This window comes from Lysobacter antibioticus (genome assembly GCF_000731095.1).
In the GTDB taxonomy this organism is placed as follows: Bacteria; Pseudomonadota; Gammaproteobacteria; order Xanthomonadales; family Xanthomonadaceae; genus Lysobacter; species Lysobacter antibioticus_B.
On record NZ_JMTZ01000024.1, the window covers coordinates 18,656 to 33,897 of the forward strand.

Here is a 15,242-nt window from a genome sequence, read left to right on the forward strand (position 1 = left end):
CGCGTTCCGATGCTGCGCGGACGCCGCGGGCTGGCGTATCGTGCACCGACCCCGGCGCGCGACGAGCGCGCCGCACTCCAGCGAACCCGATGCCGCCGATGCCGCCCAAGACGCCGTCCACGACCGCTATCCAGACCGAACGCCTGCTGTTGCGCGAACTGACGCCGGACGATGCCGGCTTCATCCTCGAACTGCTCAACGAACCGTCCTTCATCGACAACATCGGCGACCGCGGCGTGCGCGATCTGGACGGCGCCGTGCGCTACATCCTCGACGGCCCGGCGCAGAGCTACGCCCGCAACGGCTACGGCCTGTGGCGGGTCGAGCTGCGCGAAAGCGGCGAAGCCATCGGCATGTGCGGCCTGCTGCGGCGCGAGACCCTGCCCGACCCCGACCTGGGCTATGCCTTCCTGCCGCGCCACTGGTCGCGCGGTTATGCCCTGGAATCCGGCGAGGCAGTGCTGCGCCATGCGCGCGAGGCGTTGGCGCTGTCGCGGGTGCTGGCGATCACCGATCCCGCCAACCAACCCTCGATCAAGGTGCTGGAGCGGCTGGGCCTGCGCTTCGAGGGCATGGTGCGCATGAGCGAGGACGCCAAGGAACTGCGGCTGTTCTCGACCGCACCGGCGCAGGCCGACTGACGCCGGTCGCATGAAACTCCGCCTCCTCGCCTGCGGCCTGCTGTCCGCGTTGCTCGGCGCGTCCGCCAGCGGCTGCGCCGACGCGCGACCGCCGCAGGTCCGCGACGGCGACGTGATCTTCCACGTCTCGCGCTCTTCGCAGAGCCAGGCGATCCAGCGCGCGACCGGCTCGCGCTACAGCCACATGGGGGTGATCCTGCACCGCGACGGCCAGCCCTACGTGTTCGAGGCCATCGACCCGGTCACCTACACCCCCTTGCAGCGTTGGATCGCCCGCGGCAGCGGCGGCCATTACGTACTCAAGCGCTTGCGCACACCGTTGACGGCGCAGCAGGCGACGAAACTGCGCGGCGCGGCGGAAGCCTTCCGCGGCCGCCGTTACGACCTGGCGTTCGAGTGGTCGGACCAGCGCATCTACTGCTCGGAGCTGGTCTGGAAGATGTACGACCGCGCCCTGGGCGTGCGCATCGGCACGCTGCAGCCGCTGCGCAGCTTCAAGCTCGACGACCCAGCGGTGAAGGCCAAACTGCGCGAACGTTACGGCGAGCGCGTGCCGCTGGCCGAACCGGTGATCTCGCCGGCGGCGATGTTCGACTCGCCCTTGCTGACCACCGTCGCCTCGGGCTGAAGCCGCGCGCCGCGCAGGACCGCCTCGCGGCCGACGTAGTCGGTCCAGACCACGTACACCGCCTCGCCGGTCACCGCCATCTGCGCGAACCCGGTGCCGCGGCCGCGGCCCTGCAGGCGCGCGACTTCGATGCGTTGACGCTCGTGCGACAGATCCGGCGCCAGGCGCGCGAGTTGCAGGCTCTGGCCGCTGCGATCCTCACGCAACCACAGCACCCAGGCCGCATCGGCGCTCAATGCGGTTTCGACCCGCCCCTGCACCTGTTCGCCGCGGTCGAGCACGAGCGGCGCAGCGAAGCGATCGCCGGCGTCGCGGCTGTAGGCCGCCTGCACCGTCGGCACGTCGCCGGCGGCGGTGTACCAGGCCACCACGGCCGCCTCGCCGCGCGCGCTGACCGAAGGACCGTTGACCGGGCAGGCCGGCATCACCCAGCCATCGGCGTGGACCGGCTTCGGAGCGGTCCAACCGCGCTCGTCGCGGCGGGTGACGGCGATGTCGCGCACCTCGCCCTCGCTGCGGTCGCGATAGACCAGCAGCGGACCGCGCGCGGTCATGGCTGCATCGGTCTGGCAGCAATCGCAGGTCATCGTGTCGAGTTCGACTTCGTCGAAGCGATGCAGGTTGGCGCCTATGCGCACACTGCGCAGGCTCATCGCACCAGAACCGCCGCCGTGACCGCCGCCATGGCCGGCCTCGCCGCTGTTGCTGTGGCGGCCATCCAGCCAGGCCACGCCGACCGCATCGGCGCCGTCGGGCCAGATCGAGACGAAGCCGTGCTCGCTCTGGCCGCCGTCGGTATTGACCTTGAGCGGCGCCGACCATGGCGCGCTGCCGTTGGCCGAACGCACCAACACCACATCGTAGGCATACGGCGCCTGCGCCGATTTCTGCAGCCAATGCGCCCACACCGCGCCGTCGGCGCTGACCGCGAGATGCGGCGTATCGGCCCAATTGACGAACCAGTCCTGGCCCACGGCGATCGAGCGCGGCGGCTGCGGCCAACGGCCGTCGGGTCCGGCAACCGCGTAGCGCAAAGCGTATTTGCCGGCTTCGCCGGTGATCCACGACAACCACACCCGCCCGTCCGGCGTCGCGATCAAATCAGGTTGAGCCGCCGCCGCGTCGATCCGCAAGGGCCAGGCCGAAACCCGCCACGGCGCGTCCGCTATCTGCGCTTCAGCTTCGGGCGGCGCCGGCTCGCGGCTGCAACCCGGCAAGAGCAGCAACAACGGCAGCAGGGCCAGGCAAGGCAGACGAGGCATCATGGCCGGAGTCGGGAAGCCGAAGGGTCAGGCATTGTGCGGCGGCGACCGGCGCCACACCAGGCAACGGTTGTTGGCCGGCATCGCCTGATCGACGAGCAAGCGCAGCCCGATGGCTGCGGCCAAGGCATCGACCGCCTCGAAATCGCGCACCCCCGACTGCGGGTCGCGTGCCTTCAACCAGGCATCGAATTCGCGGTTGCTGTCGCTGCTGAACTCGCCGCGGTAATTGAACGGCCCGTAGACCGCGACCGTCGCATCCGCCGCCAGCACCCGGTCGAGCCCGCGAAAGAAGGCCTCGACCTGCACCCAGCCCATGATGTGCAGGCTGTTGGCGCTGAACGCCGCATCGAAACGCGCCCCGTCCGCCTCGCCCGGCCACCGCGGCGATGCCACGTCCAGCTCGACCGCGGCCGGCGTATTCGGTAACGCCGCCTCGTCCAGCCACAGCGCGATGCCGGGCAGGTACTCGGCGCGGTCGGAGCATTGCCAGCTCAACGACGGCAAGGCCGCGGCGAAATACACCGCGTGCTGGCCGGTGCCGCTGCCGATCTCCAGCACCCGCCGGCGCCCGGCGAAATGCTCGCGCAACACCGCGAGGATCGGATCGCGATTGCGGTCGCAGGAGGGGGAATAAGGCTTGTCGTTCGCGCTCATGCCGCCAGCCTGCGCAGCACGTCGCCGCTCGAACCGACCCGCACCCGCAGCACGTCGTCCATGAGGTCGACCGCGGCCACGTGCACGCGCCGCGAGCGCGGTCCGATCGAGCCGGCCAGTTCGTAGCGCATCGTCGTCTCCAGGGTGTCCGCGGCCAGGCCGTCGAAACAGGGATAGATCAGCGCCAGCTCGCCGCATTCCTGGAACGCGGTGGCATAGGCGTTGAGTTGGTACATGTCGTCGGTGGACGGGCGGATCTTGCCGTAGCGGTCGCGTTCCAGCCGCTTCCACTTGGTGTCGGCGATCATCACGATGCGGTCGGCGCGACGCACCAGCAGGTCCGGCTTGAGCCGGTAGGCCGGGCTCGAGCCCTGCTCGCCGACCAGGACCCGGGCCAAATGCCGGTCGTCATGCTGGCACTCGACCACCCAACCGGGCGGCGCCTGCCGGGCCAGCTTGATCGCGACGTAGCGCTCGAACAGCTGGTTCATGTCGAACAGCAGCGCCGGCGCGGTGGCAGCGCCGGCGCGCAGCGAAGGCGACAAGCCCTCGATGATCCAGCGCGCCCACTTCAAGGCCGCGGCATAGCGGCGACTCTGGCGGTCCAGGCACAACCGCTCGATCTCGTCGCGACGCGCCGGCGCGATGCCGTCGAACGCGGCCATCAGCTCATGCCACAGCCGGATCGACGTCGGCGCGACCAGCCAGTCGCGCAGATGCAGCAGGGCGAGCACGAGCACCCGATTCACCGCGACGTCGTGGGTGAGTTCGTCGAACTCGCACCAGGCACGATCCTGGCGGCCCGCATTGGCGCGCAGGTGTCGGGACCAGTCGATGCGGCCGCGCACCGTCGGCGAATTTTCGGAGCGCGACACATAGGACTTCAGCAGCCCGGCCTTGACCAGGCGCATGGTCTCGGCGAGGAAACGCCCGGCGAACAATTCGATCAGCGGCGAGCGGATCAGATCGTGCGAACCGGAGCCGAGCGGCGGCGACGGCAGGTCGTGCACCACTCGCAACATCCGCAGCAGCATGTCGTGGGCCGGCGCCGCATCCGCGGTGCCGCGGTCGATGCGGTCCGTTTTGGGCAGGATTTCCAGGATGCGCTCGCCGATGCACAGCACGCCGCAGTATTGGGCGAAACGCACCGTGCTCCGTCCGAATTCGCACAGCCCCGGCCGCAGCAGGCAGATCGCTTCCAGGCGCTCGACCTCGTCGAGGCCGAGACTGTTCGCGGTCGGCAGGGCCGTGATCGGCACCGGCGTGTGCTCGAAGGCCCTCAACGCGGGGTTCACGGCTCGGCTCCGTCCTCGAGTTCGGCCTCGTCGTCGTCGATGTCCTCGTCGCCCTGCGAATACAGGCTGCGGAAATCGGCCGCCGACCAGTTCTGCGAGGCGTCGGTCAGTTCGATGCGATAGCGCGGAATGCGCGGCAGGTCCGACACGTGCACGCCGAACAGATCGATCGCATCCACGTCCAGCGCCTCGACGAAGGGCGAGTGATCGGCCTTGCCCATACTGCCGAGCACGCGCTGGATACGGCCCCAGTCGTCGAAGAAGTACTCCTGCAGCAGGGGGATGATGCGGTCGCGGAAACAGTTGCGCAGATCGTCGAGCGAATGAACGTCGAGAAAATAGGCGTGGCCGATGCAGTGGTCGCGGTCGAGCAGGTACTCGATGCGCTGGTTGAGCTTGCGCAGCAACAGCGGCAGGTCCACCCGCACCCCGTCGGCGATCACGCCGCCGTCGCCGTCGCCGCCCTTGATCTCTTCCGGCAGCGGTGGCGTCTCCTCGAAGCGGAACCGCCGCCGCAGCGCCAGGTCCATCAATGCGATCGAACGGTCGGCGGTGTTCATGGTCGCGTATAGGTCGAGGTTGTCCGGCACCCCGAACAATTCGTGGCTGGCCGGCAGCTTGACCCACAGGCCGCCGCCTTCGCCCGGCTCGGCGCCGGCGGTCACCCGCTTGTCCGGTTCGATCAAAGCGATCAACTCGCCGAACACCTTGGCCAGGTTGGCGCGGTTGATCTCGTCGATGAACAAGGCGTAGCGCTGCTGCGGATGCAGATGAGCGACGCGGCAGAGCTCCTTGAACAAGCCGGGCTGGACCCGGAACTCGACGCGCCCGTCGTCGCCGTCGGCCGGCACCGGCCGGATGCCCTCGACGAAGTCCTCGTAGGAATAACTCGGGTGGAAGGTCACCAGGCTCAGGCGCGACTCGGCCATGTTGGCCTGCTGCTGAAAGTCGAGGCCGTCGACGATGGCGTCGACGGCCTCGGCCAGGTCCGGCGCGTTATCGCGCCACTGCGGCAGCAAGCGCCAGACCGAGTCGGCGTCCTTGTCGAACAACACCGCACCGGTGCGGGCGCTGGTGCGCACGGTCGCCGAGTCCAAGGGGGCGTGCGACTGCAATTGCCCCCACAGAATCTGGTTCAAGCTGCGCGGACGGCCGCGCAACCGCGCCGAGGCCTGGACCCAGGCGTGCGTGCGCAGTTGCGGCACCCGCGCCGAGCCGCCGAGGTCGAGCAGTGCCGCGGCGACGACCGCGTGCCACGGCGCCAAGCCCACGCGCCGCTCGTCGCGCGCGTCGGCCGACAGCGCCTGCGCTTCGGTGCGGTAACGCGGATCGCTGCGCAGTTCCTCGTATTTGCGGGTCTTGCCGGTGCCGGGCGGCCCGTAATAGATGGTGTTGACCGCCTTGGTCCGTGGCTGCACCACCGGCACGACGCTCGCCGGAGGCTGCGGCTTCCACAGGTCCACGAGCGTAGCCGGCTGCCGCGGCCGGCGGCGCCCGCGCGGCAGCCGTTCCATCGCCGATTCGAATTCCTCCTGGGTGATGAAGAACCGCCCTTCCACGCCTTCGTCGGCGATGATCTGCTGCGCGACCGGGTAGACGTGGTTCATGAAGTAGACGAAGGCCTCTTCCGGCGACGAGGCCGGGATCGTCTTCTTGCACTCCTTGCGCGGCGTCACCTCCATGCCCAGCGCCTGCAGCAGGCGCTCGTGCACCCGGCACAACACCGGGTCTTGGATGCTGCCGTAGACGATCTCGATGTAAGCCTTGCGAATCTGGCCGTTCTTCAACGAGAACACCAGGCCGATGGTGCGGGTCTTGTTGTTCGAGTCGCTGAGCTTGAACGGGGCGAAGAACAAGTAGTACTCGTTGCCCTGGAACCAGTAGCCGGCTTCGAGGCGATTGCGCTTGGGGTTGTCGCGCGTGCGCAATGCGAAGGTGAACCCTGGATGGTCCTTGCGCCAGCCCAGAGCCACCTTCAACAAACGTTCGTGGCGCTGCGCCACCTCGCGCATCAGCGCGAGGTCGTCTACGGCCTGTCCATGCATGCCTCGTGTCCTCTGATATCGCGCCTGCGTCGAGCGACGCAGGCATGGCGCGATTGGATCACAAGTCCTGCGGCGGCGCAGTCCTGTGCAGGCCGCCGATCAGCCCCGCGCCGCCGCGAACGCCAGCCCCGAGACCACGCCGAGCGAGGCGTCGCCGGCGACCTGGCGCGCGTTCGGGAAACACTGGCGCACGGTTTCGCGCACGTAGGGCGCGCGCGACATGCCGCCGGTCAGGAACACCGCGGCCGGGGCTTCGCCCAGCTCGGCGGTAATTTCGGCGCCGACCTCGCGCAGCAGTTCGGCCAGGTTGCCGAGGAACGGGTCGGCCGCGCGGGCCAGGTCGTCGGCGGTCGAGGCCAGGGCGAGGTCGCGTTCGATGTAGTCCAGCTTGGCCTGGCTGTCGCCCTGCGTGCTCAACTGGATCTTGGTCGACTCCACCGCGCGGCTCAGGCGCGTGGTGTTGCCGGCCTGCTGCAGCGAAATCAGGCGCGGGCCGAACGGCGCGTCGACTTCGCGGTAACTGTCGCGGCGCTGGAACTCGCGCTGACGCACCACGTCGTGCACGGTCGCGGCCTCGACGTAATGATGCGCCGGCACACGGGTCGCGCCCTTGCCGAACAGCGGCATGAAACGCGACAGGCTCAGCGACAGGTCGACGTCGACGCCGCCGCGGGCGATGCCCCAGGAGCCCAGCACCACCGGTGCCTGCGGGCCGCCGACTTCGGCCAGGGTGATGTCGGTGGTGCCGCCGCCGATGTCGACGACCAGGGTGCGGTGACGATCGGCGCTCTGCGCGTGATAGCCCAGCGCCGCCGCCACCGGTTCTTCGAGAAAGCTGACCTCGTCGAAGCCGGCGCTGGCCGCCGCCTCGGTCATGATCTCCAGGGCCTGGTCGCCGCCGGCCGCGCCGAGCGAGCTGCGGAACTGCACCGGGCGGCCGAGCACGGCGCGGCGCACGTTGGCGCCGAGTTGCTGGCCGGCGGTCAGGCGGATGTGTTCGAGGATGTAGCCGGCGATGCCGACGATGGTCTGGCGCACGTGCGGCGCGAGCTGGTAGCCGAGCATCGATTTGGGCGATTGCACCAGGTTGCCGAAGCCTTCGCTCAGATAGGCCTCGACCGCTTCTTCGCCATACACCGCGTTCTGCAACGAGGCCGCCGAGGCCCGCGCTTCGCGCACCTGCAGTTCCAGCCATTGCCGGCGCACCGCGCGGACGGCGTCGCGGCGCAGGTCCTGCTCGGAGCGCTGCGCCGGCGTCGGGATCATCGCCAGCGCCGCCTCGCGCTGATCCGCCGGCAGGCGGGCGGCATGCTCGCGCCGCGCCTGCGCCTCGTTGATCGCGCGGGTCTGCTGGGTGCGCGCATTGCGCACCTGCGCCTCGACCTCGGCTTCCAGCGCGTCGGTCAGCTCGAACTGGCTCGGGTCCGGCACCGCTTCCGGAAAATACACCGTGGTGCGGAACTGGCGCTCGTCGCCGAAGCGGATCGTGCGGACCTCGCCGTCGACGAGGGCCGCGGCGGCCGAATAGCTGGTGCCGAAATCGATACCGATCTTCATGGGGAAACTGAGGGTTCTGCGGCGCGCAAGGATACAGTGCGGCGGGCCGACGGGGCTGAACCGTCGGGCGATTGCGGGCGGAGGCGAGCGGCCCTACCGGGCCTGCACTGTAGTCCGGCGTATGCGGCGCCGAATCTGGCGCCGCATACAACAGACCCTGCAAACGAGGCGATCGGCCCCCTGTTGGTGCCGAATCGGGCAGGACGGGTTATGCGACGCTGTCGGCCCGACGCATCCCTACCTCGGCATACGACCGAACTGGCGCCCGTTCAGCCTATGGACGCGTACCCGACAGTCCCAGGGAGGTAAACACACGGTCGATCAGGTTTACGCCGTCGGTTTCTTGCAGGTGTAGGTATTTCGGACCGGCGCAGTACGCACGCCGTCCGCGTCGACCAGTGTCGTATCGACGGTGAAGGAAGCGTCGGCCGTCTGCTGCGAGTTCGTGCATAGGATCTGATACTGCAATTGCGTCTCCGAAAGCACGGTCGTCGACTTCACCATATTTGTGCAGTTCCAGCCCGACGCGCAACTCACGACTTTCGTTTCCGCCTTGATCGGCAACTGCGGGTAGCCCTGGAAGTTGACCGTTACGGGGAACGCGGTATTGGAATAGCCGGTAGCGGCCGGTATCGATGCAATCGCCTGCGTGGTGCACGGCTTGCCTTGGCGCCACATGCGATAGCCTTTTTCCACACCCCTCATGGCACCCTTCTGGAAATTCGTATCCTGAAGGGCCGCGGCATCGGTCGCGTTGGTGTGGAAGGCGGTTTCGACGATGATCGCCGGCATATGCGCCAGTTCGTTCTCGCCTTTATTGGTGAATCCAGTCGGAGCGGCCGCGACGGGAAAGCTGGCATAACCGGGGACCGCATGAATCTGCTCGGCCATGTAACACAGGACACTGCTGCCGAGCGCTCGACTGGTCTCGCGACCGGTATGGTAGGCGACGATCGTTCCGCGTGCGGTTCCGCTGCCGTCGTCGGCATTCGTATGGATGTTCAGTAGCGCGGTCGCATTGATGTGGTTGGCGAACATAGGGCGGGCATTGATGTCTTGATTGTACTGACGATCGTCGCCTTGATTGTCAGAAGTGCTCCATATGCTGGGGTTATCCGGAAACTGGCTTTCCAGATAGGTGCGCGCCGACATCTTCCACCACGGCTGGCCGGAAGGAAGATGGGTTGTGGTGGCGTGACTGCGCGGAATCCCCAGGTTCGCCGCCGAACGCGCGCCCAAGTACCCCTCGAGGTGCTGACCCAGGTACTGGGTGATGAAGTCCTCGAAGACTCCGTGGGGAGCCGTCGGACGCTGAAGCTTCCAAGTATTAGCGCCATAGAGGTAGTAATACCCATGCGCCGCAGATACGACCACCAGGTCGGCCGGCTCTACCGCCGTGGCCTTGGGCTGTCTCGGCGCAATTTCGTCTTGCGGAAAATACTTGTGGATGCTCTTTCCGTCGAACAGGAATCTGACCTCATCGATGGCGATCGTTCCGCTCAGAATCGACATCGCTGCCATCGCCAGCTCGTGCTGCTGGTCTTCGAAGCGCCCGCCGTTGTACTTCGGCACATAGGCCCTGCTCAGATCGATGACGAGAGCCTTGCTGGTTATGTCGAGGCTCGCTTTGACGCGAACGACCTTGCCCTGCCCCTCCAGACGTTTCTGTCGATCGACGATGCGCTGCAGTTCGTCGGTCAGCATCGCCTCTATCTTGAGTCGATCCTTGCTTGCAAAAATCGCCGCCGCCTTGCCGCTGCCCAGCGGCGCTACGACCTGGCCATCCGGCTTCGCTTGGGCCGCCGCAAGCGGGCTCTGCACGGCCAGCGTCGCCGCCACGATGCAAGCCGATGCCATGACGCTCAACAACGGCTGGCGACCTGCATTCGAACGCCCCTGCAAACGACGCGTACCGGTCGGATATCCTTTATTTTCATCGGTCACGATCTAATCTCCATTTAATTGGTGCTGAATCGACGGCCGTAACGATCGCCTTGCGAACGCATGCGATGCGAGATGTCGGCCATGTCCCTGCGCTCTTCCATGCGGCACTCGATCTTGATTCGGGATGTCGGCTGCCTATGCCGATCCCGATTGAGTCTTCGTAAGCGCCATGTTCGTCTTTTGAGTGCAAGTACGGTTGTCGCAACATCGTCGATGACGTTGTGGCCGAGCCATAACACCGATTCGAGTTTGCTTAGTGAAGCGCCATGGGACGAACGGCACGAGCAGGTGCCTGATCGTCAGTCCGGGTCGGCACGCCGTCTCACGGACTGAGATTGTCGTCGCGTACAACGAGACTCCGCCCCTGCAGCCGTCGCCCGCCTCGATATGTCCGCCTTGATCGATCCCTCCCAGCGCGACCTCGTCCCCGCCGCGGCCGCGCAGCGCGCCCTGGCCCGCGCCGACGAAGCCGTCGACGCCCGCCACGGCGGCGCGCTCGCCGAGCGCCTGCAGCACCGCTACCGCGACCGCATCACCGGCCGCTTCACCCTGCCCGGCCGCGAGGGCCGCTATGCACCGCTGCCGGAGGCCTTGCCGGAACCGCTCAAGGCGGCGCTGCGTGCGCGCGGCATCGACCGCCTCTACAGCCACCAGGCCGAAGCCTGGGACGCCGCCCAGGCTGGCGAAGACGTCGCCGTGGTCACCCCGACCGCGTCCGGCAAGTCGCTGTGCTACACCCTGCCGGTACTGGCCGCGGCGATGACCCAAGGCGCCAAGGCGCTGTACCTGTTCCCGACCAAGGCGCTGGCCCAGGACCAGGTCGCCGAGCTGCTGGAGCTCAACCGCGCCGGCGACCTCGGGGTCAAGGCCTTCACTTTCGACGGCGACACCCCCGGCGATGCGCGCCAGGCGATCCGCCTGCACGGCGACATCGTCGTGTCCAACCCGGACATGCTGCACCAGGCGATCCTGCCGCATCACACCAAGTGGGCGCAGTTCTTTGAGAACCTGCGCTACATCGTCATCGACGAAATCCACACCTATCGCGGCGTGTTCGGCAGCCATGTCGCCGACGTGCTGCGCCGGCTCAAGCGCATCTGCGCGTTCTACGGCGTCGCGCCGCAATTCATCCTGTGCTCGGCCACGATCGGCAACCCGCAGGCGCATGCACAGGCCCTGATCGAGCGCCCGGTGCGCGCGATCCTCGAATCCGGCGCGCCGACCGGCGACAAGCACGTGCTGCTATGGAACCCGCCGGTGGTCAATGCCGACCTCGGCCTGCGCGCCTCGGCGCGTTCGCAGAGCAACCGCATCGCCCGCATCGCGATCAAGGCCGGGCTCAAGACCCTGGTGTTCGCCCAGACCCGGCTGATGGTCGAGGTGCTGACCAAATACCTCAAGGACGTGTTCGACCACGACCCGCGCAAGCCCGCACGCATCCGCGCTTATCGCGGCGGCTATCTGCCGACCGAGCGGCGCGAGGCCGAACGGGCGATGCGCGACGGCCGCATCGACGGCATCGTCTCGACCTCGGCGCTGGAGCTGGGCGTCGACATCGGCAGCCTCGACGTAGTCGTGCTCAACGGCTACCCGGGCTCGGTCGCGGCCACCTGGCAGCGCTTCGGCCGCGCCGGGCGCCGCCAGCAGCCTTCACTCGGCGTGCTGGTGGCCAACTCGCAGCCGCTCGATCAATACGTGGTCCGCCATCCGGACTTCTTCGCCGACGCCCCGCCCGAGCACGCGCGCATCGCCCCGGATCAACCGTTGATCCTGTTCGACCACATCCGCTGCGCCGCCTTCGAACTGCCGTTCCAGCACGGCGAGGCGTTCGGCCCGATCGATCCGGAGGTGTACCTGCAGGCGCTGGCCGAGACCGGCGTGGTCCATCGCGAAGGCGAGCGCTGGGAGTGGATCGCCGACAGCTATCCGGCCAATGCGGTCAGCCTGCGCTCGGTCGCCGACGGCAACTTCGTCGTGGTCGACCGCAGCGACGGCCGCCAGGCGATCATCGCCGAGGTCGACTACTCGGCCGCCGCGCTGACCTTGTACGAAGGCGCGATCCACATGATCCAGTCGCTGCCCTACCAGGTCGAACGCCTCGACTGGGAAGGCCGCAAGGCCTATGTCACCCGCACCCAGGTCGACTACTACACCGACTCGATCGACTACACCAAGCTCAAGGTGCTGGACCGTTTCGACGGCGGCGAGGCCGGGCGCGGCGACAGCCACCACGGCGAAGTGCACGTGGTGCGGCGTGTCGCCGGTTATAAAAAGATCCGCTACTACACCCACGAGAACATCGGCTACGGCCCGGTCAACCTGCCCGACCAGGAACTGCACACCACCGCGGTGTGGTGGCAACTGCCGCAGGGCGTGCTGCTGTCGCGGTTCGATTCGAAACAAGATGCATTGGACGGCTTTCTCGGCGCCGCGCATGCGCTGCACGTGGTCGCCACCGTCGCGGTAATGGCCGACGCGCGCGATCTGCAGAAGTCGGTCGGCAACGGCGACGGTGCCTGGTTCGCGACCCAGGACGCCGGCGGGCGCGGGCAGTTACGCGCCGCCGGCCACGAACTGGTGCCGGGCACGGCGATGGCCTCGCTCGACGTGCAGCAGTTCGTGCCGACGGTGTACCTGTACGACAACTTCCCGGGTGGCGTGGGGCTCAGCGAACCTTTGTGGCTGCGCCAGGCCGAACTGGTGACGCGCGCGCGCGAACTGATCGAACGCTGCGATTGCCGCGCCGGTTGCCCGGCCTGCGTCGGCCCGATCCTGGCCGTCGACGAAACCCGCAGCGAGAACACGCCGAAATCGCTGGCGCGGCAAGTGCTGCGCTTGCTCGGCGAAGGCGAGGACGCGTGAGCATCGATATCGCCAAGCTGCGCATGTTGCAGCGGCAGGCGGGGCGCGCGGTCGCGGATGCGGGAACGCCGAGTGACAAAGCAAGTCTCCCCCAGCCCCTTTTTTTCAAAGAGGGGAGCCAACCGCTTTCGCGGGAAGAGAGCGCGACGATCGCCAGGGCTACGAGCATCGCGGGCTTGGCCCGTGACGATGACGATGTTCGTTCCGTGCTTCCTGCCAACGTTCCAACCCGGGCATCCAAGGCACCGGAAGTCATCCCCTCTCCCCGCACCGACGCCACCGCTCCCCTCTTTGAAAAAGAGGGGCTGGGGGAGATTTGCTCTTCGCTCCCCGACGCCCGCACTCCCCTGTTCGGAAAAGACGGGCTCCCCGAGATCCGCTCTGCGCGCCCCGACCTCGACGGCCTGCGGCGGTTGATCGCGCAACGCGAGCGCAAGCCAGGGACTTCGCCGCTGCCGCAACCGACCGCATTCGCTGCGCGGCCCACACAGGCGCCGGGCCCCATCGACCGCTCGGTGCCCGGCCAGGAGATCGCGCCCGGCCTTTACTTCAGCGAAGTCCACCTCAGCCTGCCGGCGCCGCAAGTTTCGCTGTCGCTGGCCTTCGCCAAACGTCCCGACGACGCGCTCGACCCGCGCCGTCTGATGTTCTTCGACACCGAGACCACCGGCCTGGCCGGCGGCACCGGCACCCGCGCTTTCATGATCGGCGCGGCCGACTGGCATCGCGACGCCGTTCACGGCGACGGCCTGCGTATCCGCCAGCTCACTATCGCCACCCTCGCCGCCGAGCCGGCGATGCTGCGCGCGTTCGCGCAGTGGCTGACACCGGACACGGTGCTGTCGAGCTACAACGGCCGCTGTTACGACGCGCCGCTGCTCAATACGCGCTACCGCCTCGCCCGCATCGCCAATCCGCTGGCCGGGCTCGATCATGTCGACCTGCTGTTCCCGACCCGGCGCCTGTATCGCGGCGTCTGGGAGAACTGCAAGTTGGCGACCATCGAACGCGAGCTGTTGCGGATCGTGCGCGAGGACGATCTGCCCGGCTCGCAGGCGCCGGCCGCGTGGCTGCATTACCTGCGCGGCGGCAGTTCGGCCTTGTTGCGTCGCGTCGCCGCGCATAACCATCAGGACGTGGTGACCTTGGCGCAGTTGATGCTGAAGCTGGTCGAGGCGCAGGCGGCCTTGCCGGTCTGAGCGACCGGCGCCGCATCGGACGGGCCCTGCGAGACATCGCCGTCGCACGCCCGTCGGTGGCGCAGCGGTAGCCACGATCGCGATCGCGGCTTGCGACCGAAGCCAATCCGCTTTGAGTACCGCCCCTGTCCAAAGCCTGCTGTTGCGGCCGCGCATAGCGCCCGATTGAGTCATCTGGGTCGCGAGCACCCCGGCTACACTGCGCAGCCCGCGGCCTTCATACGCCGCACACGTCGCCGGTCGCACTCTGCCCGCGACCACGTCCGGAGCCTCGCCATGTCCCTGTTTGCCACCGACCGCCTCATCGGATTCCGTCCGCTCGTTGCCGGCGTCGTCCTCAGCCTCGCCCTGGCCGCCTGCGCCACGCCGATTCCGCCGACCGACATCGGCCCGGCCGCCTGCAACGCCGAAGCCGCGCGCTGGGCCATCGGCCGCGCCCCGGATGCCGACGTGGTCGAACGCGCCCGCGTCGAAACCCGCAGCCGCACCGTGCGTGTGCTGACACCCGGCATGGCGGCAACCATGGATTTCCAGCAAGACCGCCTCAACATCGACGTCAACGAACGCGGCGCCATCACCGGCCTGCGCTGCGGTTGAAGGCTGTGCGCACGGTCGCGGATCGCAGGATCCGCGGCCAGCGTTAACCCTGGGCACAGCTGTGCCGGGGCAGGCTCGGGCCAACGCGCCGAGCGCGCATCCAGCGAAGGACGTCGCCATGTCGAACCGGACCGCTCTCTCCCAGCCCCTGCACCGCCTGCTGTCCGGCGCGCTGCTCGCCGTGTCGCTGCCGCTGGCGATGGCCGCCTGCGCCGGCCCCCGCCCCGCCGATGAAATGCCGAGCGCCGCGGTCGAGCCGGCCGACGCTCAGGGCGCCAGCAGCATCGCCCCCGGCGAACCCTCGCCGATGCCGTCGCGCCGCACCTGCAACGCCGAAACGGCGAAGGCCACGCTGGTCGGCAAGACCGCCGATGCGGCCACCGTCGAGCAGGCGAAGGTCAGCGCCGGCGGCCACACCGTCCGTGTGCTCAAGCCCGGCCAGATGATCACCAAGGAGTACCTGGACGGCCGCGTCAACGTGCATGTCGACGAGAAGAACGTCATCGTCGACGTCGGCTGCGGTTGATCGCAGGGCGGTTCAGCGCAGAAGCGGCG

At 68.1% G+C, this 15,242-nt stretch carries 12 protein-coding genes; 6 read left to right on the forward strand and 6 right to left on the reverse strand.

Features of this window, described 5'->3' with window-relative positions; genetic code table 11:
* The first annotated feature begins 98 nt into the window (after window positions 1–98).
* On the forward strand, window positions 99–641 hold the full coding sequence (locus tag EX88_RS0109615; RefSeq protein WP_031371786.1) for a GNAT family N-acetyltransferase: 543 nt from the start codon (window positions 99–101) through the stop codon (window positions 639–641).
* 10 nt (window positions 642–651) lie between these two features.
* Window positions 652–1,269, forward strand: a complete 618-nt coding sequence (locus tag EX88_RS0109620) for a YiiX family permuted papain-like enzyme (protein ID WP_031371787.1) — start codon at window positions 652–654, stop codon at window positions 1,267–1,269.
* On the opposite strand, the gene EX88_RS0109625 is transcribed toward EX88_RS0109620, so the two are convergent.
* The 6 genes from EX88_RS0109625 to EX88_RS0109650 form a co-directional block, all read right to left on the reverse strand.
* The gene (locus EX88_RS0109625) at window positions 1,179–2,534 is read right to left on the reverse strand and encodes a hypothetical protein (protein ID WP_051884842.1); all 1,356 of its coding nucleotides are present in this window, start codon (window positions 2,532–2,534) and stop codon (window positions 1,179–1,181) included. The two genes, EX88_RS0109620 and EX88_RS0109625, sit on opposite strands and share 91 nt — an antisense overlap.
* A gap of 24 nt (window positions 2,535–2,558) precedes the next feature.
* Window positions 2,559–3,188 (reverse strand): DUF938 domain-containing protein, encoded by a 630-nt coding sequence (locus EX88_RS0109630; protein ID WP_031371789.1) that lies wholly within the window; start codon window positions 3,186–3,188, stop codon window positions 2,559–2,561.
* Complete coding sequence (locus EX88_RS0109635; RefSeq protein ID WP_161786097.1) at window positions 3,185–4,483, reverse strand: McrC family protein; 1,299 nt, start codon at window positions 4,481–4,483, stop codon at window positions 3,185–3,187. The genes EX88_RS0109630 and EX88_RS0109635 overlap by 4 nt, the downstream gene beginning before the upstream one ends.
* Entirely contained in the window at window positions 4,480–6,528 is a 2,049-nt protein-coding gene (locus EX88_RS24465) for an McrB family protein (protein WP_051884844.1), read from the reverse strand. The genes EX88_RS0109635 and EX88_RS24465 overlap by 4 nt, the downstream gene beginning before the upstream one ends.
* A gap of 99 nt (window positions 6,529–6,627) precedes the next feature.
* Window positions 6,628–8,085, reverse strand: coding sequence for an Hsp70 family protein (locus tag EX88_RS0109645; RefSeq protein ID WP_031371792.1), 1,458 nt, complete (start codon window positions 8,083–8,085; stop codon window positions 6,628–6,630).
* Between the two features lie 327 nt (window positions 8,086–8,412).
* The gene (locus EX88_RS0109650; protein WP_152566195.1) at window positions 8,413–10,029 is read right to left on the reverse strand and encodes an N-acetylmuramoyl-L-alanine amidase family protein; all 1,617 of its coding nucleotides are present in this window, start codon (window positions 10,027–10,029) and stop codon (window positions 8,413–8,415) included.
* A gap of 450 nt (window positions 10,030–10,479) precedes the next feature.
* Here EX88_RS0109650 and EX88_RS0109660 point away from each other — a divergent pair, with 450 nt between their 5' ends.
* The 4 genes from EX88_RS0109660 (at window position 10,480) to EX88_RS0109675 (ending at window position 15,213) form a co-directional block, all read left to right on the forward strand.
* The gene (locus EX88_RS0109660; RefSeq protein WP_430536903.1) at window positions 10,480–12,891 is read left to right on the forward strand and encodes a DEAD/DEAH box helicase; all 2,412 of its coding nucleotides are present in this window, start codon (window positions 10,480–10,482) and stop codon (window positions 12,889–12,891) included.
* Window positions 12,888–14,090 carry a ribonuclease H-like domain-containing protein gene (locus EX88_RS25195; protein ID WP_235186229.1) on the forward strand — a complete coding sequence of 401 codons (1,203 nt, stop codon included), beginning with the start codon at window positions 12,888–12,890 and terminating at the stop codon, window positions 14,088–14,090. Before EX88_RS0109660 ends, EX88_RS25195 begins: the two co-directional genes overlap by 4 nt.
* Window positions 14,091–14,366: 276 nt before the next feature.
* Window positions 14,367–14,687, forward strand: a complete 321-nt coding sequence (locus EX88_RS23665) for an I78 family peptidase inhibitor (RefSeq protein WP_051884848.1) — start codon at window positions 14,367–14,369, stop codon at window positions 14,685–14,687.
* A gap of 118 nt (window positions 14,688–14,805) precedes the next feature.
* Entirely contained in the window at window positions 14,806–15,213 is a 408-nt protein-coding gene (locus tag EX88_RS0109675) for an I78 family peptidase inhibitor (protein WP_051884850.1), read from the forward strand.
* Window positions 15,214–15,242 lie beyond the last annotated feature (29 nt).